The following is a 25,544-nucleotide window of genomic DNA, read 5'->3' on the forward strand; positions in this document are numbered from 1 at the left end:
CTCCAGGGAAATTGCTTCAGGTGCTGAAACAACAATGCGCCTGGATATTTCATGTTGTCAAGCATTGCGCTAGGCTGGTCGCATGGCAGCAGCAGACAGTCACGTTCCTGACGCGCTCACCGTCGAGGTGGGCGAGCTGATCGGCACGGTGGTCGCGCGCTATCACGAGGAGTACGAGCTGGCCGCTGCCGAGCACGCGCTGACCGGCGCGCAGGCACGGGTCCTCACCCTGCTGGCGCGCGAGCCCAGGCCGATGCGGCAGCTCGCCCGGCACCTCAAGTGCGAGCCGTCGAACGTGACGGGCATAGTCGACCGCCTCGAGTCGCGCGGCCTGGTCGAGCGCAGGCCCGACCCCGGCGACCGCCGGGTCAAGGTCGCGGCCGTCACAGAGGAGGGGCGCGCCACCGCGGTCCGGCTGCGCGGCGAGCTGGATTTCGCGGGCGAACCGCTCCAGGAGCTCACGCTCGCCGAGCGGAAGCTGCTGCGCGACCTGCTCAAGCGGATGCTGGGCGAGCCTCCGCACTGAGCCCGGCCACCAGCAGATCGAGACCCGCCCGGAACTCCTCCGCGCGGTCGCCCTGGGCCGAGGCCGTAGCGATCTCCACCACTCGCGGATAGCGCTCCGCCGGCAGCGTCCGGCCGCGTTCGATCACCTCGTCCGCCGAGCCGCCCGCCAGGCTGAAGGTGTCACCTCCCGCCTCGCCCTGTGCGAAGCCGACGATGAACCCGGTCACCAGCCGAAAGGCCACCAGCAGGTCCCGCCCGGATCTCCCGCTTCTGGCCAGCGCCTCCAGCATCCGCTCACCGAAGTCGAGGGTCGGCTCGTCCGTCGTGCGGCGCGCCACCATCAGCGGCACCACCTGGGGGTGCCTGCGGATGGTGGCCCAGTAGGACTCGGCAAGGGTGCGCACCTCCTCGCGCCAGTCCGGCGCGGGCTCCGGCGGGTAGGAAGCGTGCCGGACAACCGCCTCGATGACCAGCGACTCCAGCCCGTCGCGCCCGTCCACGTAGTTGTAGAGCGTCATCGGCCCGGTGCCCAGCCGGGAGGCCAGGGAGCGCATCGAGAGGGCGTCCAGGCCCTGCTCGTCGGCCAACGCCAGCGCCTCCGAGGCGAGTTGATCCCTGCTGAACTTCTTGGGTGCCGGCACCGGATGTCCGCCTTTCCGAGGGTGGTCCCGTCGCGTACCCGGGAGATCAGGGCTTGACTACGTACGGCGTACGTGTTCCACTGAAACCCGGTTCGCGTACACCGTACTTGGTGATGAGGGGGCGGCTATGCCTGCGGTAGACCTGTACTCGTCCATGTTCCGGCTCGGTCCGGCCGGCGACGTCCGCGCCGAGGAGCGCCGGATGTCGCCCGACCTCGACGGATGGACTGTGATGACCCTGCATGTCGAGGAGGACGCGGACGCACACCCCGAGTCGTGGGAGCAGCACACGGACGGCGAGGAGGTGCTGTGTGTGCTGACCGGCGCGGTGCGGGTCTACTTCCGCAGGGAGGACGAGCCCCGGGACCCGGACGGGGAGCTGGTGGCCAGGCTCACCCCGGGCACGGCCTGCGTGATACCCAGGGGCCGCTGGCATCGCACGACGATCGAGGAGCCGAGCGACATCATGGCGTTCTCGCGGATCGCCGGGACGCGGATGGAGCGCCGCGCCGGGTGGTGACCGGGAGGGAGCCGCAGCCCGGGCGGCCCCGGCCGGTCCTCCGCCACGGGGGTCACATCTCGCCGCGCAACCGCATCGAGCGCAGCACCAGTTCGAGCTCGAAGCGGCTGTCGGGGTCGTCGATCTCGTCGCCCCACAGCTCGCGGATCTGGCGCAGCCGGTAGCGCACCGTCTGCGGATGCACACCAAGGCGCCCCGCCACCTCCGGGGCACCGCCGCGGGTCTCCAGCCAGGCCAGCAGCGTCTCGGCCAGTCGGCGGCTGTGGGCGGGGCCGCAGGTCTCCAGCGGTGCCAGCCTGCGCCTGGTCAGTCCGGCGATCAGTTCCTCGGGCGGCAGCAGCACAAGGGCTTCGGTGTGCTCGGTGCAGTAGAGCAACTCCCCGCCGGGCAGCAGCCCGCGCTCCATCAGTACGACGGCGGACTGGGCCCAGCGCAGTGATTTGACGGCGTCGGCCAGCGGCACCGGGGGCCCCACAGCCCCGGACCAGCCGGCGGTGGCGCGGCGCAGCAGCTCCGGTCTGCCGGGCGCCTCCGGCTCGGGCACCACCATGCGGGGCTGCTCGCACTCCATGTCGAGCAGCACCTCGTCGCCCACGGCGGGAGGGACGGCCGAGCGGGCGGGGCGCACCAGGACGGCGACGGCGACCGTCTGCGGCATCCGCCAGCCGATGCGGGCGGCACGGTCGGCGAGCAGGTCGGCGCGGTCGCCTCCGCCGCGCGGCGGGTGCTCGGACAGCAGCAGGTCCAGCAGTCGGCGCTGGAGTCGCAGTCGCTCGCCGGCCTGCCGTGCCGCCGCCTCCGCGTAGCCGCGCACGGACTCGGCGACCAGACCGTCGAGGTACTGGAAACCGGACTCCGCCAGCTCGTACATCGCCGGCGGCGGGATCTCCATCTGGGTGCCGATCTCGGCGAACCGGCGCCAGGCCAGCCGGATGCCGAGCCGGTAGATGGCCTGGAGGGAGTCGAGGCTGCGGCCGTGGAGGACCTCGCCCCGGCCGAACTCCTGGAAGACCTGCGGCGGCACATGCGGGGCCTCCAGGCCGGTGGCCAGGTTCTCCACGAAGTGCTCCAGGGCGCGCCGGATGCCGATGAGCGCCATCGGCTCACCCGAGTCGTCCAGCACCAGCGGCAAGGCGGGGTATTCGAGCCGGATGGCGGAGAGGATGTCCTGGGCCAGCACGGGCACCTCGACCATGGCGCGTTCGGCGAACTGCCGCACCCGCAGCGGCGGTACGTCCTGCCAGGCCGAGCGGACAGGCGCGGACGTCACCGTCACTCCCCCGGTGCGGCGGCGGAGGCTGAGGGCTCGGCCGCGTCCCGGGAGCTGTCGGGAGAGTCGTCCGCCGATCCGGGCGGTGCCGAGGGGGAAGCGTCGCCGCCGTCGGCTCCGTCCGAGTCCTCCGGCTGCTGGGCGTCGGGGCTCTCGGCGGCGCTCTTGGAGGGGCTCGCCGAGCGGCTGGGGGAGGCCGACGGCGGGGCGGACCCGCCGTGGTCGGGCAGCTCGTCCGGCGACGAATGGAAGTGCACCAGCGGCACGTTGGGCTGTTCCGGGGTGGCGTTGAGCGCGGCGACGATGCCGAAGCCCGTGCCGACGGCGAGACCGGCGGCGACCACGCAGGTGAGCGCGGCGGCGAGGAGTCTGTGCATGGCGGAGGCGAACCTCTCTTCGTCGGTGCCGTGGTGGCCGTTCCCGCCGTGTCGTGACGCGGCGGTTCGGTGCGACGGCCCCGCCCCAGGAGCCAACCCCTTGTGAGTTGCCGAGTGTCGACGGGCATTGACTCCGTGTCAAGAGACGGCCTACGGTTTCCGGCCCATACGGACCGTCCAGACGACCTGACCGTTCCCTTCACGTGGTCGGGCGGCCCATCATCGAACGTGCACTTCCCCGTCGTAGCGCCGCACCTGCCGCAGGACCACACCTGCGCGCGGGCCCAGACCACCCTCGGAGTGCCCCGTCATGCGCCGTACCGCATCGCCTCTCGCCCTGATCCTGCTGGGCCTCGGCATCTTCCTGCTCGTGCTCTCGCCGATGCTCGCCTGGTACGTCGAACCACGGGCCAAGCGCACTCCGACCGACGTGAACATCACGTCGGTCTTCACCGGCACGGGCAAGTACTTCGACCAGCAGGAACTCAAGACCAAGAGCGGCCAGAAGCTCACCGTCACCCGCCGCGTGCTGGGCGATGTCGCGGCCAGCGAGAAGACCGGGCGAGCCGTCTGGAACGTCTCGCAGGCCATCGACAACCCCAAGACCCGCAAGCTGGACGACCCGCGCAAATCGTTCCAGTGGACGACCGAGCGCCTGGTGACCGACCGCAAGAACAACCGGCCGGTCAACTGCTGCCGCGCCAAGCCGAAGGACATCGCCGGCGAGGCGTATCTGAAGTGGCCGTTCGACGTGGAGAAGCGCGACTACGCCTGGTGGGACAGCAGCCTGGGGGCGACCGTCCCGTTGCACTACAAGGGCGAGGCGAAGGTACGCGGGCACCAGGGGCTGCGCTTCTCCGGCACGGTGAAGCCGACCCGGGCCGGCACCCGGCAGGTCCCCGGCGTACTGGTGGACCGTCCCGACAGTGGCCAGGTCAACGCCGAGGAGTGGTACTCGAATTCGGGCCTGGACTTCATCGTCGACCAGCGCACCGGCCGCATCCTCTACGCGGCGACGGGGCCGAAGCTCGTGCTGCGCGCACCCGGGGGCAAGGCCGACAAGGTGACGCTGTTGCAGAGCAACAAGCTGGCGTTCACCAAGAAGACCCAGCAGGAGGCCGTGGACCTGGCCAAGGACGACAACTCCCGGCTGCGGATGGTCGGCAGTGTCGCTCCCTTCGGCGCCGTGACGGCCGGCGGGGTGTGCGCCGCGGCGGGTGCCGTACTGGTCACCAGGGGACGTCCCGCTCCCGGCCGGGCGCGGCATGCCCCGGACCGTCCGGCCGAGGGTTGACGGTGACGAGGGGGTGACAGGGGCATGTGCGCACCTGTGCTGCGCGGCGAACTCGGCTCCTGCCGACCGCTGATGGTTGAACACTCGACAGAGCGCGAAAGTGATGAAGCGTCAGGCGCATTCCGGAGCAAAATTATCACTCCGGTGAGTAGCCACCCGCGAACGCTGCGGCGAACACTGAGCCATCCAACAGGAAACGCCCCGCACAACCCCCGCGCACGGCCCCCGCAAAGCCTTTGCACCGCCTCCGCAACGCACCAGCCCCACGGCAACGCACCGCATCCGCCCCACGGCAACGCGATGCAACGGCCCCACTGAACGCACTGCAACGCAACGCACGCTTCGGTCCCACCGCAACGCAAAGCAACGCACTGCAACGCATCGGCCCCACCGCCACGGCTCCACCGCAAGGCCCCACCGCAACGCAAGGCAACGCAACTCGCGCCATCGCAGCACCCTGCAACACCACCCACGGCAACACACCGCTCCGTGATGCAACCCACTGCACCCCGGACCAACGCACCGCGACGCAACACACTGCACCGCACTGCGACGCAACCCACTGCACCGCAAAGCAACGCACCGCACAGGCCCTCACCGGCCCCCACCGCACCACCCCCCACCGAGACGGCCCCCACCGCATCGGTCCCTACCGCACCCTGAGACGAGTTGGAGCACCAATGCCCCAGCACGTACGACCCTCCCTGGTCCCCCCACACGACCAGCACGCCGCCCTCGTGCCTGCCCCCATCGCCGGGCAGGGCTCCGTCCCGCGCAGGCAGCGTCCGGCCGATCCAGGGTCTCCCCGCCGCATCGTCTTCCTGGCACGTCGTGATCTCGGCAATCCGGCCGCCGGCGGCTCCGAGCTGCTGATCGACCGGATAGCCGAGGGGCTCACCCAGCACGGCCACCAGGTCACCCTGCTGTGCGGCGGCCCGGCCGCCTACCGCGACTACCGCGTGGTGTCGGCAGGCGGTGACGCCACACACTTCCTGCGCGCCCGCAGCGCCTTCGCCCGGCAGGTCGGCGACTGCGATCTGCTGGTGGAGGTCTGCAACGGCATGCCGTACCTCGCACCCCTGTGGCACCGGGGGCCGACGCTCTGCTTCGTCAACCATGTGCACACCGACCTGTGGGGGATGCGTTATCCGGCTCCCGCCGCGCGGCTCGGCCGGCAGTTGGAGCACTGGGCGCTGGCCCGCAACCACCGGAACAACCTGAAGGTGGCGGTCTCCGGATCGACCGCTCGGGCGCTGACCGAGATCGGGGTGCCCGAGGAGGAGATCCGCATCGTCCACAACGGCGTCGAGGAGCCGGGCCCGCCGCACCCCAAGGCGCCGGAGCCGCTGTTCCTCGCGATGGGCCGGCTGGTCGAGTACAAGCGGGTCGATCTGCTGCTGCGCCTGTGGGAGCGGGTCAGGCCGGTCACCGGGGGCCGGCTGGTCATCGTCGGCGACGGGCCGGAACGCTCCGCACTGGAGGCCATGGCGGGCCCCGGCGTCACCTTCACCGGGCATATCAGCGAGGGCGAAAAGCACCGACTGCTGTGCCGTTCCTGGATGCTGCTGCACCCCTCTCTGGTGGAGGGGTGGGGGCTGGTCGTCATGGAGGCAGCGGCCCGCGGCACACCTGCCATCGGTTTCGACATCCCCGGACTGCGTGACTCGGTGGAGGACGGGGTGACCGGGCTGCTGGCGCGCGGAGAGAGCTCGTTCGCCGCGCACTGGTGCGCGCTCGCGCTGTCGGCCGAACGGCGGCTGGCACTGGGCCGTGCTGCGGAGCGCAGGGCGGCCCGGTTCCGCTGGGCGCAGACGGTACGCAGTTTCCGGACCGTCGCGGCAGAGGCGTACGCCCGCGCCACCGGCACTACGGGAACGCCCGCGCCCGGCCGTACGGACGGCCGTACGGACCCGGGTCAGGACTCCGCCCATGCCGCCCCGCGGCCTGTTCCCGTAGGGCGGTGATAGGATCGTGCGGGATCCCTCCATCAGACGATCCGTCACGCTCTTCCGTGCCTTCCTGCGCGAGCAGTCCGACCCCGAGTACTGCTACGGCCTGCTCGCGCGGGACGCGGTGCAACAGGTGGAGCGCTACGTCGCGCTGGAGGGCCGCACGGTCGTGGACGTCGGCGGCGGCAATGGGCACTTCACAGAGGAGTTCCGCCGCCGGGGAGCGCGCTGCTACCTGTTCGAGCCGGACCCCGAAGAGCTGCACGCGGGCGGGCGCAAGCCGCAAGGCGCTGTGCTGGCCGACGGCTATCTGCTGCCGCTGGCCGACGGGGTGGCGGACGTGTGCTTCTCCTCCAACGTGCTCGAGCATGTGGCCGACCCGCAGACGTTCCTGTCCGAGATGGTCCGGGTGACCAGGCCGGGCGGGCTGATCTACGTGTCGTTCACCAACTGGCTCTCCCCCTGGGGCGGTCACGAGACGGCGCCCTGGCACTACCTGGGTGCGGAACGCGCCCGCGCCCGCTACCGGCGCCGTACCGGCCGCCCCGCCAAGCACACCCTCGGCGAGAACCTGTTCGCCGTGCACATCGGACCCACCCTGCGTCACGTGCGTGCCCGGGACGACGTGCAGCTCGTCGCTGCCCGCTCCCGCTACTGGCCGTTTCTCGCGGGCGCCATCACTCGCGTGCCCGGGCTGCGCGAGTTCGCCACCTGGAACCTCCTCCTCATTCTCCGGCGGTGTCCCTCATGACCACGACCGTCCAGGCGCCACCCCAGACCCCGGCTCCCTCGCCGCGGCCCGTTCCCCCACCGGAGCGGCCCAGGAGCCGACGCTGGCTGTTCGGCTTCTGGGCGGTCGTCCTGGTCGCCTTCCTCGCCAAGTCGCCGGGGAAGATGACGTTCGAGACGAAGCTGGGCGTGGCGGCCGACCCCTGGCAGTTCCTGGGCGACCTGGGGCAGTTGTGGCACGACCGGGGCGGCTTCGGCGGGATCGCCGACCAGTACGCCGGCTATCTCTTCCCGGCGCTGCCGTACTACGGGCTGACCGATCTGCTCCAGATACCGACCTGGCTGGCCGAGCGGCTGTGGATGTCGCTGATCGTCTCGGCCGCCTTCTGGGGCGCGCTGCGGCTCGCCGAGCGCCTCGGCGTGGGTACGAGCGTCACCAGGCTGCCCGCCGCGGTGATCTACGCCCTGTGGCCCACCTACACCATTGTGATCGGCTCCACCTCGGCCGCCGCGCTGCCGGGCGCCGTACTGCCGTGGGTGCTGCTGCCGTTGACCTCCACCCTGGTGGCACCCCGCGTCGCGGCGGCCCGCTCCGCTCTGGCGATCCCCTTCATGGCCGGTGTCAACGCGGCCTCGACGCTTGCGGCGCTGCTGCCGGCGCTGCTGTACGTCGCCACCCGCACCGGACGCACCCGGCGGACCCTGCTGGCCTGGTGGCTGCCGGGGGTCGTGCTGGCCACCATCTGGTGGTGGGTTCCGCTGCTGCTGCTCGGCACGTACGGCGAGGACTTCATGCCGTATGTGGAGAACGCGGAGACCACCACGGGCACCATGTCGGCCACCGAGATGCTGCGCGGCAGCGGCAACTGGACGGCCTATCTGCACTTCGGCGACCCATGGCTGCCCGCCGGGTGGACCGTGGCGGCCGGCTGGCTCGCCATCCTCGGCGGCGCGCTCGCCGCCGCGCTGGGCCTGGCCGGGCTGGCCCGCCGCGACCTGCCGGAGCGGCGCTGGCTGCTGCTGACGACAGTGACCGTCACCGGCATCATGCTCGCCGGATACGCGGGAGCGCTGGGCGCGCCGTTCGCCGAGCAGATCCAGGCGTGGCTGGACGGCTGGCTGCGCCCGTTCCGCAACATCTACAAGTTCCAGCCGGGGCTCGCCCTCGCGCTCACCTTCGGTCTCGCCCATCTGCTGGCCGTCGCGCTCAGCACCCGCGGCACCAGAGCACTGCCGGGCCGCAGAGTGCTGCTGTGGGTGGCGTCGCTGGCCGTACTGCCGGGGCTGTGCCTGCCGTACGTCAACGGGGACATCCTTCAGCCGGGCGCGTTCGACAAGCTGCCCAAGCACTGGCAGCAGACGGCCGACTGGCTCGAGAAGAAGTCGCCGCACACCCGCGCCTATGTCACTCCCGCCACAGCGCACGGCATCTACAGCTGGGGCTCCCCCATCGACCAGCCGCTGGACGTGCTCGCCAAGTCCCCATGGGCGCAGCGCGACTACGTGCCGTTCGGCACCCCGGGCAACCGCAGGGCGACCGACGCGGTGGAACAGGCGCTGATGAGCGGCGGGGAAGTCCCCGGGCTGGCGGACTTCCTGACCCGCGCGGGCCTCTACGACGTGGTCGTACGCAACGATCTCGACCCCGACCAACTGGGCTATGTGCCGCCGCAGATCGTCAAACGCACCCTGGAGGCATCCGGCTACCGGAAGGTGAAGGCTTTCGGCCCGAAGCTGACCGGGGGCCGTATCCCCGAGGGGACGCCGGTACAGGTCGCCGGTTTCTACCCGCGCCAGCAGGCGGTGGAGATCTACCAGCCGACCGGTACGGCGCGCCCGGACAGGGTGGCGCTCAAGCCGGTCTCGCAGACGGCCGAGGTCAGCGGTGGCCCGGAGGCGCTGCTGCCGCTGGCCGGCGACAAGCGGGTCAAGGGCAGGCCGACGGTGCTGGCCGGGGACAACCATCCCGGTCTCGGCACCCCCGCCCTCCAGGTGAAGGGCGACGGGCTGCGGCGCGCCGACACCAGGTTCGGGCTGGTCAACACCAACACCTCGTACACCTACACAGCCGGTGAGCGGAACCATCCGGACAGCGTCCAGCAGCCCGGCGCGAAACCGAAGCAGATCCTGCCGACCGAGGGCAGCGGGCACCAGACGACGTCCGTGCTGCGCGGTGCGAAGTCGGTGACCGCCTCCAGCAGCGGCAACTGGCTCTTCCACCTGCCGCAGTACGAGCCGGTGGGTGCCTTCGACGGCAACCCGGCCACCGCATGGGCAGAAGGTTCCGCAGGTGAACCCGAAGGCCAGTGGATCAAGGCCGAGTTCCGGCGCGGCGTGGACATCCCCCGCGAGATCGAGGTGATGCCGCTGCCCGGCGACGCGACCCGCGCGGCACCCACCCGGGTGCGGGTGGAGACCGAACACGGCAGCGCCTCCAGCTTCCTGCGGCCCACCGGGGAACGTCAGAAGATCAAGGCACCGCAGGGCTCCGCCCGGTGGCTGAAGCTGACCATCACCGACGCGCAGCCGCCGCGCGCGGGGCTGTCCGGTGCGGGGTTCGCCGAAATCAGCATCCCCGATGTGAATGTGACACGACTGCTGAAGCTCCCGGCGGACGCCGGCAGGGACAGTGCGGACAGTGAGCTGGTTTCGCTGCACCGCGGTGACGATCCGGGCGGTCTGTCCCCTGTCTCCGCCGAGGTCGGTCTGCACCGTAAATTCACCACTGCTGCGAACTCGGACTACGACATACGGGCACGAGCGCTGCCCGTACCGGGTGGTGAACTCGACCGGCTGCTGGACGAGGCGGCACCCGGGTCGCGCGACCGGATCACGGCGACGGTCGACTCGACGGCCAGGACCGGCACCGCGTTGAGCGCGCGCAATCTGGTGGACGGAAATCTCTCCACCGCGTGGATCGCCGGTGACAAGCCGACGATCCGGCTCAAGTGGCCCGAGAAACGGGAGATCAAGGAGGTCGTTCTCGCCCCGGCCGGCGGCATCTCCGCGGCGGCCAAGGAGGTACGGATCAGCTCGCCGGACGGTGCGACGACAGCCGGGGTCGACAAGAACGGCCAGGCGCGCTTCGAACCGATCGAGACGGACGAAATGACGCTCACGGTCACCAAGACCAAACAGCTCACCGTCCACAACCCCATCGCCGACCGGCAGCTCCAACTGCCTGTCGGACTCAACGAGGTCTATCTGCCCGCACTGGACGAGTTCCGGGTGCTCGCGCCCGCTGCCGACCAGAAGTTCGAACTGCCCTGCGGCAAGGGCCCGATGATCGCCGTCGACGGCACCCTGCACGCCACCAAGGCGGCCGGGAAGGTCCGCGATCTGACCGAACGGCGCCCGATCGATGTGGAGCTGTGCGCCGGCGAGGCGGAGGACGGCAGCCTGGAGCTGGGCGCGGGCAGCCACACCGTGGATTCCGGTGACGCCGGTCCCCTGGCGATCACGGACATCACGCTGGGCAGCGGCGACGAGGGCGCGGTCGCGAAGACCACGGGAGACACCGCGGCCTCGGAGGATGCCTCGCAGGCCGCCGGGGACCGCAGGAGTGTCGCCCGGGACTGGGCGGGTGACGAGCGCACCGTCGAGGTGGGCGACGGGCCCGCCGCCTATCTCCAGACGCACCAGAACGCCAACGACGGCTGGAAGGCCACCCTCAACGGCAAGGAGCTGCGTCCGCTGCGGCTCGACGGCTGGCAGCAGGGCTTCCTCGTACCGGCGGGCGAGACGGGCACGGTCAAGCTGGAGTACCGGCCCGCCACCTGGTACCAGGCGGGGCTGGTCGCGGGTGGGCTGGGCATCGTCGCACTGCTGTGCCTGGCCTTCATCGGCATGCGGCGCGGTACGCCGCTGGGCGCCGGGGAAGAGCGTGATCCGGTGCCGCCGCCCGGCTGGGTGCTGGGGACAGTGGTGGTCACCCTGGTGGTCGCGCTGGCCGCGGGCCCGTACGCGTTGGTGGTTCCCGCGCTGGCGGTGGCCGCCCGGCTCCGGCCCGGCGTGCTGGTGCCGGTGGCGCTGGTGGCCATGGCGGGCGCCGGAGTGGTCGCGGCCCTCGGCGCCGGATCCGCCATCGCGGAGGGGCAGGGCGCCTTCGGGCATGTGGCACAGGCGCTGGCCCTGCTGGCGCTGGCCACCGCACTGGTGACGCTGCCCGCACGGGAGCCGGAGCCGGCCACAGCAGCGGAGGCGGAGCCCTGGGGGCCGGGCGCGGGGCCGCCGCCACCGGTCGCGCCGACCATGCAGCTGCAGCCGCAACAGCCGCCGCAGCCGCAGCACTCGCCGTACGAAGCGGAGGCCGCGACGACACCCTTGCCGCCCATACCGCCCGGTCAGTACGGCGGGCACACCCCGACCCTCCCGGACGCCCCCGGCGGGGCAGCCGGACCGGGCTCGGTCTCGCCCGGCGGCACGGAGGCGGCACCGCACACCCGGCCCGCCGAGAGCCCATCCGACGAGCAGCACAAGCCGCACAAGGGGGAGGAACCCGCCCCATGACACCACCCCACCAGGGCGCAAGCGCCACACCCGCGCACGAGGGCGCCATCCGGCACGGCACGGCACCGCAGGGCAGCGCCGCACCGGAGTCCGCTGTCGTCTCGGGCGGGGCGGCGCCGCAGGTGAGCCCGGGCAGTGGGCATGTCGGCAAGGACAGCGGCGACGGCGCGGGGGCTTCGGATTCCGCGGCAGGGGAGCGCCGCATTCCGTTCCCCACCGTCGACGAGATAACGCGGCACTGTCTGGACGACGACGAGCCGGAGACGGTGCATGTGGAAATCCATCTGCCCGCACTGCCCGACCCGGACCGGCTGCGGGCCGCGTTCGCCGAGGCGATGCGCCGGCATCCGCGGATTCTGCTGCGGCAGGCGCCCACCCGCTGGTGGCGGCCGCGGTACGAGTGGGTGCTGACCCCGGAGCCGGACCGGGATCCGGTCTCCTTCCCCGGCGGCACCCTGGAGGAGGCGCGCCGTCGTGCCCTGGCGGAGTGCCCACCGCTGGACGCCTCGCCTCCGTTCCGTGCGGAGGTGATCGAGCACGGGGACGGCTGTGTGCTCCTGGTGACGATCAACCACACGGCGCTGGACGGCCCGGCGTGTCTGCGGGTGGTCGCCACGGCGGCCGAACTGTACGGCGGCGCCGACAACTCTCCCGCACCGCCGCCCGTTCGGGCCCCCACCCGGGAGCGTGGCGGGGACGAGGATTCCGCGCCGGGCGGGCGGCTCTGGACGCGTCCGGCCCGCATCGCGGCGGACACCCGCCATCCTGGGGAGCCCGGAAACGGCATGCTGATCGCCGACCTGCCGGTGCCGCAGCGGCCGCCCCGCGCTCCGGGCGAGTCGGCCCCCTACACCGTCAACGACCAACTGCTGGTTGCCACCTGGCTGATGGTGGCGCGGTGGAACAGCGCACACGAGGAGCCCGTACGGCCTGTCCGTATCACCATGCCGGTCGACGACCGGCCCCGCACCGCCGATATGCCCATCGGGAACGGGACCCGGCTGGTGGAGGTGACCTTCGGAGCGCGGGAACGGGAGTTGTACGGGACGCTGACGGCCCCCGGCACACCAGGCACACCAAGTACACCGGGCACATCCGACCGCGGCCGGGAGGAAATCGAGCAGCTGCTGCGCTCGACCGCCGCCCGTACCCGCGCCCTCAAGTCCGTCGACCGGCCCCAACTCGGTTTCAGCGGTGATCTGCTGACCACCCCGCTGCTGCCCGTAGGGCTCCGCGCGGCGGGCATCCGTACGCTGCGCAGGGCTGCGGGTCCGTGGGCGTCCACCACGCTGCTGTCCAACATCGGACGGGTCCCCTACCCGCTGGATTTCGGTGACGCTGGACGCGCCCGTGCGGTGTGGTTCTCGGCGCCGGCCAGAGTGCCGCGCGGCCTGTCGGTGACGACCGTCTCGACAAACGGGCGGCTCCAGTTGGCGCTGCGCTGGTCGCACGCCCGGCTGGACGACAGTGCGGGCGAACGCCTCGGCGCACTGTTCGCCGAGGCGCTGGCCGCCACCTCCTACGTCCCCGACGAGCCGGCCGAGTCGCGCCAGGAGCCCTCGTGACCAGCAGCACCGCACATACCGAAGAGCGAGCGGATGGACCGCATCCGCCCAGCAGCCTCCAGCAGCTCTACGAGGACCCCGCGACACCGGTCGCCTCCGGGCCCGATCGTGCGCGCCGGCAGGCGGAGATCCTGGCCCGGGCCCTGGGGCCGACCCCGTCCACCGTGCTGGACATCGGCTGCGGCGACGGCAGTGCGGCGGCCACCGCCGCGCGGTCGCTGCCAGGGCACCGTCTGGTGGGCGTCGACTGGTCGCAGGACGCGCTGCGCCGCGCCTCGGCGCATCTGACGGCCGTACGGGGCGAACTGTCCGCACCAGGACTGCCGTTCGCCACCGGGTCGGCCGACGCGGTGCTCTTCTCCGAGGTGATCGAGCACCTTGTCGACCCCGACGCCGCACTGGACGAGCTGCACCGGGTGCTGCGGCCGGGCGGGCATCTGCTGCTGTCCACACCGAACCTCGCGGCCTGGTACAACCGTGCGCTGCTGCTGGCGGGCACGCAGCCGGTCTTCTCCGAGGTGTCGCTGCGCGGCATCCACGGCCGTCCGGGCTCGCAAGTGGTGGGACATCTGCGGCTGTTCACAGCGCGTGCGCTGCGCTCCATGCTGCCCGCTGCCGGTTTCCGTGTCGTACGGATCACCGGGGCGCCCTACCACGATGTGCCCCGCCCGCTGCGGCCGCTGGACCGCGCCGCCTGCCATGTGCCGTCCCTGGCCTCCATCCTGCTGGTGCACGCGCGCGCGGTGCCACGGCGGGGCGGGGCACCGTACCGTGAGCCGCCCGGGGAGGAGGGCAGCTGATGCTCTGGGGCGTCGCGGCGGCGCTGCTGGCCAACCTGCTCTTCAGCGCGGGTTTCGTCATCGAGAAGCGGGCGCTCTCCACACTGCCCCCGCTCTCCGCTGGGCACCCTTGGCGGCTCGTCGTGCATCTGCTGCGCAGCCCGCTGTGGATCGCGGGTGCCGCCTCGCTGCTGCTGGGTTTCGCCGCACAGCTGGCCGTCTACCGCACGCTTCCCCTCGTCGCCGCGCAGGGGCTGTTCGTCACCGGACTGGTGATGCTTCTGCTGCTGTCCACACTCTTCCTGGGCGAGCGGTCCAGCGGGCGGGAGCGGCAGGGCATGCTGGCCATCCTGGCGGCGCTGCTGATGATTGTCTTCTCACTGCACGACAGTTCCGAGACGATCAGCAAACTGGCGCCCGTCCCCTTACTGCTCGTCATCTGCCTGCCGTCCCTCGCACTGGGACTGGGGCTGTTCCTGTCCGCCGAGCGGCGCTCCAGGCGGCGCCACCGGCTGCCGACGGCAGGTGTGCCCTACGGGGTGGCGGTGGGTTTTCTGTACGGGGTGAGCTCGCTGGCCATCAAGGGCGTCGCCGGGCTGCTCGACCTCGGCGACCCGGGCGGCACCCTGGTCGCGCTGCTCACCTCGCCGTATCCGTACCTCCTGCTGTTCACCGGGACGACCGGGCTGGTGCTGTCGCAGACGGCGCTGCAACGGTGCCGCGCCTCACTGGTCGTACCGGTGTGCACAACAGTGAACTTCCTCTACGCGACAGTCAGCGGCACCGTCGCCTTCGCCGAGCCGCTGCCGGAGGAGCCGCTGCGGCTCGCCCTGCGGCTGGGCGGCGCCGCGCTCGCCGTCTGCGTCCTGGTCATGCTGCCCCGCCACGAACCGGACACCGAACAGACCACGGCAACGGGCACCGCAACAGGCACAGCAATGGGCACCGCAACTGATGCCGCACAGGACGCCGCACAGGCCCCTGACCCGGACGCGGAGCCGGACACCGCACCGGACGCCGGACCGAAGCCCGTCCCGAAGGCCCTCCCGCCCGCCGGGCGCCCGCTGTCGGCGACGCTGCCGCCCGCGCGCCCCGAAGACGCACCCGAAAGGCAGTGACCATGTCCCACTTCTCCGCCGACGACCCTCTGCTGAAGATCCTCGCCTGTCCGCTGGACAAGGGACCGCTCACCCTGCTCCAGCCGGAGGAAGCGCTCTACAACCCCCGCCTGCGCCGCCGCTACCCCATCGTGGACGGCATTCCGCAACTGCTCCCCTCCTCCGGCGAGCAGGTCGGTGACGAGGAGCACCAGCGACTGCTGAAACGCCTCTCCGAGCCGGAGGCCCCCTCCTCATGACCCTCGCCTCCCGTATCGGCCCGCACCTGCCAGGACGTCTGCTGACGGCCGTGACCGACCTGCTGTACCCGCGCTTCGAGCCGGAACTGGCGCGGCTGGCCGACTTCTGCCCGTACGGCGGCACAGCTGTCGACATCGGCGGCTGGTACGGGCCGTGGACGCGCCGGCTGGCACGGCGGGCCGACCGCGTGGTCACTCTGGAACCCGTCCCCCATCTGGCGCGCCGACTGCGCGCTGCTGCGCCGCCGCATACGGAGGTCCTCCAGGCTGCGGCCAGCGACCGCTCCGGTACGGCGACGCTATGGCTGCCGCCCGACGGACGCGGCGACCGCGGCGTCTCCTCACTGGTACGGCGCGAGGTGCACCAGGCGACGCTGGATGTGCCCTGTCTGCCGCTGGACGAGCTGGGCCTGACCGACGTCACCCTGCTCAAGATCGATGTGGACGGCAGTGAACTCGCCGTGCTGCACGGCGCGGAGGAGACCGTCGTTCGGGAGCGGCCCGCTCTCTTCATCGAGTTGGAGCTGCGCATTCAGCCGCTCGCGCCGGTGCTCTCCCTGCTGTCCTCGCTCGGCTACACCGGCTGGGTGCTGCCCGCGCGCACCTGGGTGCCGCTGGCCGACTTCGATCTGGCCGCACATCAGCGGCGCACCGCGCACGTCGCGGAACACGGACTGCTGCGCCGTTCACTGGCACCGCACCGGCGGTATGTGAACTCGGTGCTCTTCCTCCCGTCCGGCCGCAGACCGGGAGGAAGACGCGCCCCGTAAGGGGCGCGGCGAACTGCTCCCCTGGGGGCACCTCCCGGCCGGAGGCTGGGGGACTGCGGCCGGGAGGTGCCCCCACCAGCCACTGCCGGGCCGCAGCCCGCGAACGACAGCCAGGGGCACCACCTCACCGGAACAACGGAGGGCGCTCACGCAGTCTTGCGGGGCCGCGTGGACTTCTTCGCGGCTGGCTTCTTTTCGGCGGTCTTCCCGGTGGCCGACTTCTTGGTGGCCGACTTCTTTGTGGCGGTCTTCTTGGCGGCAGTCTTCTTGGTGGCCGTCTTGGCCGCAGCCTTCTTGGCCGGTTCCTTCTTCCCCGCCGCCTCCTTGGCGGCCGTCTTCTTGGCGGGACGCTGGCGTTCCGCCAGCTCGTGGACGGTCGCCTCGCCCTCCTGGCGCCCGCTGCGGGCCTCCTGCACGCTGCGTTCCAGCACCGACATCAGGTCCACCAGCTTGCCGCCGCCCGCCTCGGTCCTGCGGCGCAGCTCCTCGGGCGGCGGCTCGACGCCCTCCGCCTTCGCCCTGACGAGCTCTTCCAGCGCTTCCCGGTACTCGTCCCGCAGATCGCTCCAGTCCAGCTCGCCGAGCGTCTCCATGAGGGTGTCGGCCAGATCGAGTTCGGCGTCCCGCACCGCGACCTGTCCCTCGGGTGCCACCCCGCCGACCGAGCGGATCTCGTCGGGCCACAGCATGGTGTGCAGCGCCAGCGCGTCCTCGTACACACGCAGCATCCCCAGGCTCTCCCGGGCCCGCAGTGCCAGCTTGGCGACGGCGACCTTGCCGGATCTTCGCAGCGCCTCGCGCAGCAGTACGTAGGGCTTGTCGGCGCGCTTGCCGTCGGCGGCCAGGTAGTACGAGCGGTCGAGCTGGATGGGGTCGATCTCCTCGGCGGGGATGAAGCCGAGGATCTCCACGGTCTTGGCGGTGGGGAGGGGCAGGGCTGCCATGTCGTCGTCGGTCAGCAGCACGGTGCGGCCCTCTTCGGTCTCGAAGCCGCGGCCGATCTCCTCGCGCGGCACCTCCTCCTCGTCCAGCTCGCACACCTTGCGGTAGCGGATGCGGCCCCCGTCGGCCGTGTGCACCTGGTGGAAGGAGACGCTGTGGTTCTCGGTGGCGGCCACCACCTTGATCGGGATCGAGACCAGCCCGAAGGAAATGGTCCCTTTCCAGATTGAACGCATACTTTGTCCCTTCTATGGGACTCTCAGGGTATGCCGCACACGGAGATCGGGGGCCACCGTCTGGCCCTCAGCAACCTCGACAAGGTGCTCTATCCGGCGACGGGTTTCACCAAGGGCGAGGCGATCCACTACTACGCCTCGATCGCCGATGTTCTCCTGCCCCACCTCGACGGACGCCCCCTCTCCTTCCTGCGCTACCCGGACGGCGTGGAGGGCGAGAAGTTCTTCACCAAGCATGTGCCGCCCGGCACCCCCGACTGGGTGACGAGGCGCAAGATCACCGTCGTCAGCAGGGAGCCGCTGCACCAGGTGCTCATCCAGGACGAGGCGACGCTGGTGTGGGCGGCGAACCTGGCGGCGCTGGAACTGCACACCCCGCAGTGGCAGTCGGACCACCAGGCGGAGGCGGACCGGCTGGTCTTCGACCTCGACCCCGGCGAGGGCGCCGACATCCTGGACTGCCGCCGGCTCGCCGACTGGCTCCGCGAGCGGGCGGGCGGCGACGGCATCACCCTGCTGCCCAAAACCTCGGGCTCCAAGGGCCTGCACCTGATCGCGCCGATCGAGCGCACCCCCTCCGACCAGGTCTCGGCGTACGCGAAGAAGCTGGCCCAGGAGGCGGAGGCGGAACTGCCCGACCACGCGGTCAGCAAGATGGCCAAGGATCTGCGCCCCGGGAAGGTCTTCGTCGACTGGTCGCAGAACAACCAGGCCAAGACGACGGCAGCCCCCTACACGCTGCGCGCCAAGCAGCGCCCCACCGTCTCCACCCCGCTGACCTGGGACGAACTAGCCGCCGCCAGGAAACCGGAGGACCTGGTCTTCGACAACTCCGACCTCCCGCCGCGGATCGAGGAGTACGGCGATCTGCTGGCCCCGCTGCTGGAGGGCAGCGGGAAGAACAGCGGCCGGGGCCGTATCCCCGGATAGCAGCCGACGGCCCGCCACCCGGAGCCCGGCCCCGGCCCTCGGTGGTGCTCAGTGCGCCTCGTGGTGCTCAGTGCGCCTCGGCGCCCCAGTCACTGCCCGCCCGTGCGCGATAGTCACGGGCCGTACGGACTCGGTCACTCACCGGGGAGGGGAGCCGGTCCTGGACCGCGTCGGCCGCCTTGGCCGCGGCCTGCCGCCCGCTGAGCGCCGCCGCCTCCCCCGCGTTGCGTACCGCCGGGTTCTCCGCGATCCTTCGCACAGCCTTCCTGATCTGCTCGTACCGCTCGCGTCCCGCGCGGGCGCCGAGTACATAGCCGACGGCCAGTCCGGACACGAACGTGAGCCGGTAGCGCATAGTTGCCCCTTCTCTCGGCTGGTGGTCCTGCTGCCGGTGCCCCGGCGGCTGCGACCGCCGTCGGGACGCCTGAGGGGTACCGCGGACGGGCGACGGCAATACCGATTTCGGAGCACCCCCTGGCATGCGCTAATGTATTCCTCACCGCAAGGGAGCGCCTCGGAGATCCGGAGCGCGACCGACAAGACGGTCCCGTGTAGCTCAATCGGCAGAGCAGCCGGCTGTTAACCGGCAGGTTACTGGTTCGAGTCCAGTCGCGGGAGCAGTAGCCGAAAGGGCCCCTTCCCGGGGCCCTTTTTCCATGCCGTCACTCGTCCGGGGTCCGTTGCAAGGGCGTTCTCCCGTGATCTGCACGGAAGTTGACCACGAGCGGGAACCGATCACCCTTGGTTCGCGGTCCTCACCTGCGTAGATCTCCCCCGGCGCGGGCGGCAGATCCTATGAACGGTTATGCTGCGGCAGACGGCGCGCACAGATGTGCGCGGTGCGCCGTTACGGGGCGGTAGCTCAGCCGGTTAGAGCAGCGGACTCATAATCCGTCGGCCGTGGGTTCGAGTCCCACCCGCCCCACCCCAGCACAACCGTGCAGAAACGTTCCAAGCTGTACCTTCGGCGGGGCGCTCCGGAAGACCGGGCGCCCCGTGCGGCGTATCGGGCGGCAGTCCGGCCCAGCGCCCTGGGCCCCTGGCCGGTCACCCGATCGTGGCTTCCCCCGCCGGCACTCGCTGCCCGCACCCACGCCCCCACCCGCGCCCGCCGCGAGCGCCGCGCGGGACACACGGGACGGCGCCAGGCCGGCCCAGTACGCCCTCCCCTCCCCCGGTCCCGGCACCTCCGCGTCAGCCTCAAGCGGGATCGGCCCCGGGTGCCTGTGGCGGCGCGGGCGCGGGCGCGGACGGCGAGCCGTTCGCCGTGCGGTCGATGACCCCTGCGACGTACTCGGCGTACGGGCGCAGCCGGGGCAGCAGGTCGTCCCAGTGCTCGTCCTGCTGTCCGAGATAGCCGGCGCGTGCGCGGGCCAGTACGGGACGGTGTTCGGCGGGGAGGCGGGCGAGGGCCCAGTCGGCGGCTGCGTCCTTGGGCTGGACGAGCCCGGTTTCCAAGGTCGTCCAGATGCGGGCGAGCGTCAGCACGACGTTACGGGTGTCCAGCTCCAGTTCGGCCAGCAGGTCCGGGACTCCGGCGGCCAGCGCACGCCGGAGGTCTGCCGTCGGGACGGGGTCGAGCACGTCCGCGGGCGGCGGGCCGAACAGCGCGGTGTCCCCGAGCAGCACCATCGTGATCAGTGGGGCGAGGTCGGGGTCAGGCGCGGGCGAGGGTGTCTCGCCCCGTTCGTAGGCGTCGCGCAGCCACTCGCCGTACTGGAACTCACGGCGCGGTGGGTAGCGCCAGGGGCGGATGTCGTCCTGGACGACGACGGTCAGCTCGACCGGGCGGGCGGGGCCGAGCCGGGCCTTCTCGCCGGAGATCTCCAGCAGCCCCTCGACGAGCGCCCTGCGCTCGCCCTCTGAGGTACGCCGCCGCACCACTGCGAACACATCCACGTCGCTGTGCGGGCGCAGCCCGCCGAGCACCGCGGAGCCGTGCAGATATCCGCCCACCACATCGGTGCCGAGCACGTGGCGGACCACCCGTGCAGCAGCCATGGCCTGCGTCACCGGACCTCCTTGCGGACGATGCAGTCTCCGTTCTCGCGAGCCACTACCCCGGCCGGTCGCGCCCGAAGCCCAGAAGGTGTCAATGAAGGTTGACACGACCCGGCTTGTCACCCTAGGTTGACAGCATGGCAGGAACGGAAGCGGAGGAGGCCGATGAGGCGGTGCACACCGCCCAGGCCGCACTGAACGGTGATCCGGCAGTCGGACTGCGGGCCGTGGCCGCGCTGCGGCGGCTCGCGGAACGGCTGGAGGTGCTCCAGGTCGACAACGCACGCCGGCAGGGCTGGTCCTGGGACGAGATCGGCGCCGCCCTCGGGGTCAGCAGGCAGGCCGTACACAAGAAGCACGCGAAGCGGACAGGGAGGTAGGGCCGATGTTCGAACGGTTCAGCAGGGAGGCGCGGGACGTGGTGATCCGCGCGCAGGACGAGGCCAACTCGCTCGGGCACGACTGGATCGGCACCGAGCATCTGCTGCTCGCCGCGCTGCACCACCCGGAGCAGCCCGGCGCGGCGACGCTCGTCCGGCTCGGCATCACCACGACGTCGTGCCGGGCGGCGGTCGCGGGTGTGGTGCCCGGGGCGCGGGAGGACCTCGGCCCGGAGGACGCGGAGGCGCTGCGTGCCCTCGGGATCGATCTGGAGGCGGTGCGCAGGCGCGCGGAGGAGTCGTTCGGTGCGGGCGCACTGGACGCGGCGCCGGACTCCGGCCGTACGAAGCGCGGGCGGGGCCGTGGCAAGGGCGAGGGCACGCTCACCCGCCATGTGCCGTTCGCCGCGCGGGCGAAGAAGGTGCTCAAGCAGGCGCTGCGGGAGGCGCTGACGCGCAAGGACCGGGGCATCGGCGTGGAGCATGTGGTGCTCGGGGTGCTGCGCTCCGAGGACAACATCTCCCTCGCCCTCTTCGCCCGCCTCGGCATCGAGCCGGAGGTGGTACGGGAGTTGGTGCTCGACGATCTGCGTACGGCGGCCTGAGCCCGGGCTGTCAGCCCCAACGCCTCAGCCCACCGCTCCCAGTCATCGCCTCGGTCCGATCTCAGTCCGCCTCAGCCGTTGCCGCAGTCATCGCCTGGGGCGGCAGTGACAGATGGGAACCCAAGTGGCATGACGCGGCGTCAACTTGTCGTATCAGGCGGTTGGTGGCGTACAACCCCTTGCGGTACCAACGTGTCGTACTGGGTATCCCGCACATCAGCCTCATGCCGCCGATGTCAGGGATATCTCGAATGCAATAGTTCTTCATCAAAGAGGGGGAAAAAATCACTATGCGTTCCACACGGTTCTCAAAAGGCGCACTGGTCGCAGCGACCACGGCGCTGGTGCTCCTGCCCGCCGGTGCGGCGTACGCCGGCAGCGGTCCGGCCACTCCGCCGTCCCACTCGCAGAAGCTGGCCCGCTCCACCGCCCCGTCTCCCGAGGGGAACCCGGCGAGCAGGCTGGCGCAGGCCGCGGGCGTCTGCGACGACGCGGTGCCGATCGGTGAGCGCGGACTGATCAAGCGGGGTACGACGACGATCGCCTCGGTCAAGCAGTTCTACTCGAAGAAGTGCAACGAGAACTACGGCTACGTGTGGGTCTGGGAGAGCTTCCGCAAGACCGCGGCTCCCTATGACATCACCGCCGGTGTCTACAGCTACAGCGACGACTCGGTGCACGCCGCCAAGGCGTGGAACGCCACCAAGCAGCAGGAGTTCTGGACGGACGGGGCGAACACGGTCGAGGACTGCACCTCCGGCGTGGGCAGCCTGCGCCCGGCGGGCTCACCGCAGAGCTACCAGGCGTACTCCCAGAAGCGCTGCTGACCTTGGGCAGCGCAGCCGCTGCCGGCCGTGCCGCCCGACCGGGCACGGCTGATCTACGGCACCGTTGCTGAACCGACCGCGGCCGACGGGGAGCCGCAAAGCCCGGGGCCCGGCGTCATCTTGATGGCGCCGGGCCCCTTCCGTACGACTCCGTGCGACTCCGGTACGACCTGCTTCCGTACGACCCGCCGTCGCGTGCGAATACCCGCCGCGGGTGCCGCAGCCTCCTACTGTGAGGCCCCGGTTCGACCGATATGACCGGTGTCTTACTTTCTTCCGCTGGAGGAGATCCATGCGCACCCTCTCTCCCGTCAACGGCGCGGTCATCGCGGCCGCCTGTGCGATGGCGCTGCTGCCCGCCGGAGCGGCCAGGGCAGGCAGTGGCACGCCGCCGGCCCCCTCGGCGACGGCCGGCGAGGTGACGGTCACCGCCGCCTTCCCCGAGGGCCGCCCGTCGAGCGGGGCCGCCCGGCCGGCGCGGAGGTGACAAGTCGCGCACCGAATCAGCACGATCGGCCACATCATGCGCGGGCCGGACTCTTCACCGCACCGACGCCATCCGGCGCACGGCCTCCTCCAGGATCCCGGGCGAGGTCGCCAGGTTCAGCCGTACGTGCCCCGCGCCTCCGGTGCCGAAGGCGGGGCCGGAGTTGAGGGCGACCCGGCCGCGCCGGAGGAAGGCGGCGGCCGGGTCGTCGCCCAGCCCCAGGGCGCGGCAGTCGAGCCAGGCGAGAAAGGTGCCCTGGGGCGGCCGGTAGCCGACCTCGGGCAGGCTGTCGGCCAGCAGCTCACCCAGCAGCCGGCGGTTCTCGTCCAGTCCGGCCAGCAGTCCGTCGAGCCAGTCGGTGGCGTGCCGCAGCGCCGCGCTGTGGGCGATGATGCCCAGGTGGCTGGGGCCGTGGCTGACCTCCTCCGGCATGGCGGCCAGTTCACCGGCCGCCGCACCGCCCGCGACGGCCAGCCCCGCCTTGAGTCCGGCCAGGTTCCAGGCCTTGGAGGCGGACAGCAGACAGAAGGCGTTCTCGCTGCCCGGCACCGAGAGGTACGGCACATGGCGGGCGCCGGGCAGCACCAGGGGCGCATGGATCTCGTCCGCGACCACGCGCACGCCGTTCGCGCCGGCGAGCGCGGCGACCTCGGTCAGCTCCTGTGCCGTGTGCACCGTGCCGGTGGGGTTGTGCGGGCTGCACAGCAGGTAGGCGGCGCGGCGCCCGCCCTCGGTGGCCTTGGCGAACGCGGCCTCCAGCGCCTCCGGATCGAGCCGCCCCGCCTGGTCGAGCGGGGCCCCCAGCACCTGCCGGTCCAGGTGCGAGACGAACTGGTAGAAGGGCGGGTAGACGGGCGGATTGACCACGACCGTGTCGCCCGGGCCGGTCACCAGCTTCAGCACCTCGACGACGCCGAGCATCACGTCCGGGACGATCGCGGTGCGCGCCGCCGGGACCTCCCAGCCCCAGCGGCGCCGCGCGAAGTCGTCCCAGGCGTCCGCGTAGCCGGTGCCCGCCGGGTAGCCGGTGTCGCCCAGCCGTACGGCCGCACCGATCGCCTCGGCGACCGGCTCCGCCAGATGTACGTCCATCTCCGCCACCCACAGGGGCAGCACATCGGCGTCATAGGTGCGCCACTTCATGCTCGTACGGCGGCGCAGTTCCTCCAGGGTCGGCCTGCGCAGGGGGTTGGACAACGGTGCTCCTTCCGGTCGTCGTGCCGTTCCGGGCGGCCGGCTGCGGGCCGGGTGGTGCGGCGTGGGTCACGCCGGCTGGGTAGCGGGCCCGGTACGGGTGACTATGAGGCATCATTCCGGCCATGGGGATAGTCGCCGGACTGGACAGTTCAGCCGAGTACACAAGCATCGTCGTCTGTGACGCGGAGACGGGTGCGGTCGTCAGGCACGGCCACGCCGAGCACCCGGCCGAGCGCGACGACCCGCAGTCGTGGCTGCTCTCCCTCGGTACGGCAGCGGGCGGCGGGCAGCTCGCCGAGGTGCAGGCGATCGGCGTCTCGGCGCAGCAGCAGGGTCTCGTCGCACTGGACAGCGCGGGGACGCCGGTCGGGCCCGCGCTGCTCGGCAACGACCAGCGGGTGCAGCCGGCGGCGGCCGACCTGATCGACGCGCTCGGCGGGCGCGAGGCGTGGGCGCAGGCCGTCGGCACCGTCCCGCAGGCCGCGCACCCGGTCTCCAAGCTGCGCTGGCTGGCCCGCGAGCAGCCGGACGCGGCGCGGCAGGTCGCCGAGATCATGCAGCCGCACGACTGGCTGGTCTGGCAGCTGCTGGGCCGCCCGGCGCGGCGGGTCACCGACCGCGGGGACGCCTCGGGCACCGGCTACTGGTCGGCGGCCACCGAGTCCTACCGCCCCGACCTGGTCGAGCTGGCACTCGGCCACCAGGTGGGGCTCCCCGAGGTGATCGGTCCGGCGCAGCCCGCCGGGCACACCCCGGAGGGGCTGCTGATCTCCGCCGGTACGGGCCAGACGATGGCCGCCGCCTTCGGGCTGGGCGTCGGCCTCGGTGACGTGGTGATCTCGCTGGGGGCGACGGGCTCGGTGTGCGCCGTCCACCATGAGGCGCTCGTCGACCCCTCCGGCACCATCACCTCCTACGCCGACGCGACCGGACTGCACCTGCCGGTGGTACGGACCCTCAACGCGACGCGGGTGCTGCGCGGCGCCGCCGGGATGCTCGGCACCGATCTGGAGGGCCTCTCGGAGCTGGCGCTGACCTCCACCCCCGGCTCCTCGGGGCTGGTGCTGCTGCCGTATCTGGAGGGCGAGCAGACGCCGCAGCTGCCGCACACGGCCGGCTCGCTGCACGGGCTGCGGCGCGAGAGCATGAAGCCCGAATTCCTGGCGCGGGCCGCCGTCGAGGGGATGCTGTGCGGGCTGGCGGACGCGCTGGAGGTGCTGCGCAACCGCGGGGTGTCCGTCCGGCGGGTCTTCCTGCTGGGCCAGGCCGCGGGGCTGGCCGCTGTCCGGGACGCGGCGCCCGCGCTGCTGGACGCGCAGATCGTGGTGCCCGAGCCCGCCGACTACGCCGCGATCGGCGCCGCCCGGCAGGCGGCCTGGGCGCTGTCGGGCTCCGGCTATCCGCCCCAGTGGCCCGCCGCGGCGTGCCAGGTGTTCGAGGCGGGCGAGGACCGGGCCGTCGGACAGGCCGTGCGGCAGCAGTACGCGACCGTGCGCGAGGAGATGTATCCGGGAGCCCTGGCGCAGACGTATCCGGGGACTGTGCCGGCGTAGTGCGCCCCGCGGCCGGGGGCGCCGATCAGTCCTGTGCCCTTTGCCGATGACTCGGTCATGGAAGCACCGGAAACAAACAAAGGAGAGGCAGGACCGAGCCGCACACTTGTACGCTCGTT

24 protein-coding genes and 2 tRNA genes are annotated in these 25,544 nt (G+C 71.7%); 19 read left to right on the plus strand and 7 right to left on the minus strand.

Translation table 11 applies throughout. The annotated features are described in order from the left end of the window. The first annotated feature begins 82 nt into the window (after positions 1 to 82). Positions 83 to 526, plus strand: a complete 444-nt coding sequence (locus ACQEU8_RS29285) for a MarR family winged helix-turn-helix transcriptional regulator (RefSeq protein ID WP_433106338.1) — start codon at positions 83 to 85, stop codon at positions 524 to 526. Here ACQEU8_RS29285 and ACQEU8_RS29290 read toward each other — a convergent pair. Further along, a complete protein-coding gene (locus tag ACQEU8_RS29290; RefSeq protein ID WP_433106340.1) occupies positions 495 to 1,148 on the minus strand; it encodes a TetR/AcrR family transcriptional regulator C-terminal domain-containing protein in 654 nt (217 codons plus the stop codon). The genes ACQEU8_RS29285 and ACQEU8_RS29290 overlap by 32 nt on opposite strands. 127 nt (positions 1,149 to 1,275) lie before the next feature. On the opposite strand from ACQEU8_RS29290, the gene ACQEU8_RS29295 reads away from it, so the two are divergent. Then, positions 1,276 to 1,668 carry a cupin gene (locus ACQEU8_RS29295; protein WP_433106342.1) on the plus strand — a complete coding sequence of 131 codons (393 nt, stop codon included), beginning with the start codon at positions 1,276 to 1,278 and terminating at the stop codon, positions 1,666 to 1,668. 52 nt (positions 1,669 to 1,720) lie between these two features. Here the strand turns inward: ACQEU8_RS29295 and ACQEU8_RS29300 are convergent, their stop codons facing one another. Both ACQEU8_RS29300 and ACQEU8_RS29305 read right to left on the minus strand, forming a co-directional pair. After that, on the minus strand, positions 1,721 to 2,938 hold the full coding sequence (locus ACQEU8_RS29300; protein WP_433106344.1) for a helix-turn-helix domain-containing protein: 1,218 nt from the start codon (positions 2,936 to 2,938) through the stop codon (positions 1,721 to 1,723). Positions 2,939 to 2,940: 2 nt separating this feature from the next. Continuing rightward, positions 2,941 to 3,315 carry a hypothetical protein gene (locus ACQEU8_RS29305; RefSeq protein ID WP_433106346.1) on the minus strand — a complete coding sequence of 125 codons (375 nt, stop codon included), beginning with the start codon at positions 3,313 to 3,315 and terminating at the stop codon, positions 2,941 to 2,943. Positions 3,316 to 3,625: 310 nt separating this feature from the next. Here ACQEU8_RS29305 and ACQEU8_RS29310 point away from each other — a divergent pair, with 310 nt between their 5' ends. The 9 genes from ACQEU8_RS29310 to ACQEU8_RS29350 all read left to right on the plus strand — a co-directional run bounded on the left by ACQEU8_RS29310 (position 3,626) and on the right by ACQEU8_RS29350 (position 16,267). Next, on the plus strand, positions 3,626 to 4,609 hold the full coding sequence (locus ACQEU8_RS29310) for a DUF3068 domain-containing protein (protein ID WP_433106348.1): 984 nt from the start codon (positions 3,626 to 3,628) through the stop codon (positions 4,607 to 4,609). A gap of 680 nt (positions 4,610 to 5,289) precedes the next feature. Further along, a complete protein-coding gene (locus ACQEU8_RS29315) occupies positions 5,290 to 6,573 on the plus strand; it encodes a glycosyltransferase family 4 protein (RefSeq protein ID WP_433106350.1) in 1,284 nt (427 codons plus the stop codon). 7 nt (positions 6,574 to 6,580) lie between these two features. Beyond that, on the plus strand, positions 6,581 to 7,309 hold the full coding sequence (locus ACQEU8_RS29320; RefSeq protein WP_433106352.1) for a class I SAM-dependent methyltransferase: 729 nt from the start codon (positions 6,581 to 6,583) through the stop codon (positions 7,307 to 7,309). Further along, complete coding sequence (locus ACQEU8_RS29325; protein WP_433106354.1) at positions 7,306 to 11,796, plus strand: alpha-(1->3)-arabinofuranosyltransferase domain-containing protein; 4,491 nt, start codon at positions 7,306 to 7,308, stop codon at positions 11,794 to 11,796. The genes ACQEU8_RS29320 and ACQEU8_RS29325 overlap by 4 nt, the downstream gene beginning before the upstream one ends. Beyond that, entirely contained in the window at positions 11,793 to 13,361 is a 1,569-nt protein-coding gene (locus tag ACQEU8_RS29330; protein WP_433106356.1) for a condensation protein, read from the plus strand. The genes ACQEU8_RS29325 and ACQEU8_RS29330 overlap by 4 nt, the downstream gene beginning before the upstream one ends. Further along, on the plus strand, positions 13,358 to 14,161 hold the full coding sequence (locus ACQEU8_RS29335; RefSeq protein WP_433106358.1) for a class I SAM-dependent methyltransferase: 804 nt from the start codon (positions 13,358 to 13,360) through the stop codon (positions 14,159 to 14,161). The genes ACQEU8_RS29330 and ACQEU8_RS29335 overlap by 4 nt, the downstream gene beginning before the upstream one ends. Beyond that, positions 14,161 to 15,258, plus strand: coding sequence for a DMT family transporter (locus ACQEU8_RS29340; protein ID WP_433106360.1), 1,098 nt, complete (start codon positions 14,161 to 14,163; stop codon positions 15,256 to 15,258). Before ACQEU8_RS29335 ends, ACQEU8_RS29340 begins: the two co-directional genes overlap by 1 nt. Before the next feature lie 2 nt (positions 15,259 to 15,260). Further along, on the plus strand, positions 15,261 to 15,497 hold the full coding sequence (locus ACQEU8_RS29345) for a Trm112 family protein (protein ID WP_433106362.1): 237 nt from the start codon (positions 15,261 to 15,263) through the stop codon (positions 15,495 to 15,497). Further along, positions 15,494 to 16,267, plus strand: coding sequence for an FkbM family methyltransferase (locus tag ACQEU8_RS29350; RefSeq protein ID WP_433106364.1), 774 nt, complete (start codon positions 15,494 to 15,496; stop codon positions 16,265 to 16,267). The genes ACQEU8_RS29345 and ACQEU8_RS29350 overlap by 4 nt, the downstream gene beginning before the upstream one ends. Before the next feature lie 146 nt (positions 16,268 to 16,413). On the opposite strand, the gene ACQEU8_RS29355 is transcribed toward ACQEU8_RS29350, so the two are convergent. Further along, complete coding sequence (locus ACQEU8_RS29355; RefSeq protein WP_433106366.1) at positions 16,414 to 17,445, minus strand: Ku protein; 1,032 nt, start codon at positions 17,443 to 17,445, stop codon at positions 16,414 to 16,416. Positions 17,446 to 17,475: 30 nt separating this feature from the next. Here ACQEU8_RS29355 and ligD point away from each other — a divergent pair, with 30 nt between their 5' ends. Next, positions 17,476 to 18,375, plus strand: coding sequence for a non-homologous end-joining DNA ligase (ligD, locus tag ACQEU8_RS29360; RefSeq protein WP_433106368.1), 900 nt, complete (start codon positions 17,476 to 17,478; stop codon positions 18,373 to 18,375). 67 nt (positions 18,376 to 18,442) lie between these two features. Here the strand turns inward: ligD and ACQEU8_RS29365 are convergent, their stop codons facing one another. Further along, the gene (locus tag ACQEU8_RS29365; protein WP_433106370.1) at positions 18,443 to 18,730 is read right to left on the minus strand and encodes a YtxH domain-containing protein; all 288 of its coding nucleotides are present in this window, start codon (positions 18,728 to 18,730) and stop codon (positions 18,443 to 18,445) included. Between the two features lie 190 nt (positions 18,731 to 18,920). Between ACQEU8_RS29365 and ACQEU8_RS29370 the strand changes: the two genes are divergently transcribed. Both ACQEU8_RS29370 and ACQEU8_RS29375 read left to right on the plus strand, forming a co-directional pair. After that, positions 18,921 to 18,993, plus strand: a tRNA-Asn gene (locus tag ACQEU8_RS29370). A gap of 233 nt (positions 18,994 to 19,226) precedes the next feature. Continuing rightward, positions 19,227 to 19,300: transfer RNA gene (locus tag ACQEU8_RS29375), tRNA-Ile, on the plus strand. A gap of 275 nt (positions 19,301 to 19,575) precedes the next feature. Here ACQEU8_RS29375 and ACQEU8_RS29380 read toward each other — a convergent pair. Beyond that, positions 19,576 to 20,376 (minus strand): aminoglycoside adenylyltransferase family protein, encoded by an 801-nt coding sequence (locus ACQEU8_RS29380; protein ID WP_433108807.1) that lies wholly within the window; start codon positions 20,374 to 20,376, stop codon positions 19,576 to 19,578. A gap of 137 nt (positions 20,377 to 20,513) precedes the next feature. On the opposite strand from ACQEU8_RS29380, the gene ACQEU8_RS29385 reads away from it, so the two are divergent. From ACQEU8_RS29385 to ACQEU8_RS29400, 4 genes are all read left to right on the plus strand, one after another. Further along, positions 20,514 to 20,756: a hypothetical protein gene (locus ACQEU8_RS29385; protein ID WP_433106372.1), complete on the plus strand. Its 243-nt coding sequence runs from the start codon at positions 20,514 to 20,516 to the stop codon at positions 20,754 to 20,756. Between the two features lie 5 nt (positions 20,757 to 20,761). Then, on the plus strand, positions 20,762 to 21,361 hold the full coding sequence (locus ACQEU8_RS29390) for a Clp protease N-terminal domain-containing protein (RefSeq protein WP_433106374.1): 600 nt from the start codon (positions 20,762 to 20,764) through the stop codon (positions 21,359 to 21,361). Positions 21,362 to 21,651: 290 nt separating this feature from the next. Next, on the plus strand, positions 21,652 to 22,188 hold the full coding sequence (locus ACQEU8_RS29395) for a hypothetical protein (protein ID WP_433106376.1): 537 nt from the start codon (positions 21,652 to 21,654) through the stop codon (positions 22,186 to 22,188). A gap of 292 nt (positions 22,189 to 22,480) precedes the next feature. Continuing rightward, on the plus strand, positions 22,481 to 22,675 hold the full coding sequence (locus tag ACQEU8_RS29400; RefSeq protein ID WP_433106378.1) for a hypothetical protein: 195 nt from the start codon (positions 22,481 to 22,483) through the stop codon (positions 22,673 to 22,675). Positions 22,676 to 22,729: 54 nt separating this feature from the next. Here the strand turns inward: ACQEU8_RS29400 and ACQEU8_RS29405 are convergent, their stop codons facing one another. Then, entirely contained in the window at positions 22,730 to 23,872 is a 1,143-nt protein-coding gene (locus ACQEU8_RS29405; RefSeq protein ID WP_433106380.1) for a MalY/PatB family protein, read from the minus strand. Between the two features lie 122 nt (positions 23,873 to 23,994). Here ACQEU8_RS29405 and ACQEU8_RS29410 point away from each other — a divergent pair, with 122 nt between their 5' ends. Then, a complete protein-coding gene (locus ACQEU8_RS29410) occupies positions 23,995 to 25,425 on the plus strand; it encodes an FGGY family carbohydrate kinase (RefSeq protein WP_433106382.1) in 1,431 nt (476 codons plus the stop codon). The last annotated feature ends 119 nt before the right edge of the window (positions 25,426 to 25,544 follow it).

The organism is Streptomyces sp. CA-250714 (assembly GCF_050936705.1).
Taxonomy (GTDB): domain Bacteria; phylum Actinomycetota; class Actinomycetes; order Streptomycetales; family Streptomycetaceae; genus Streptomyces.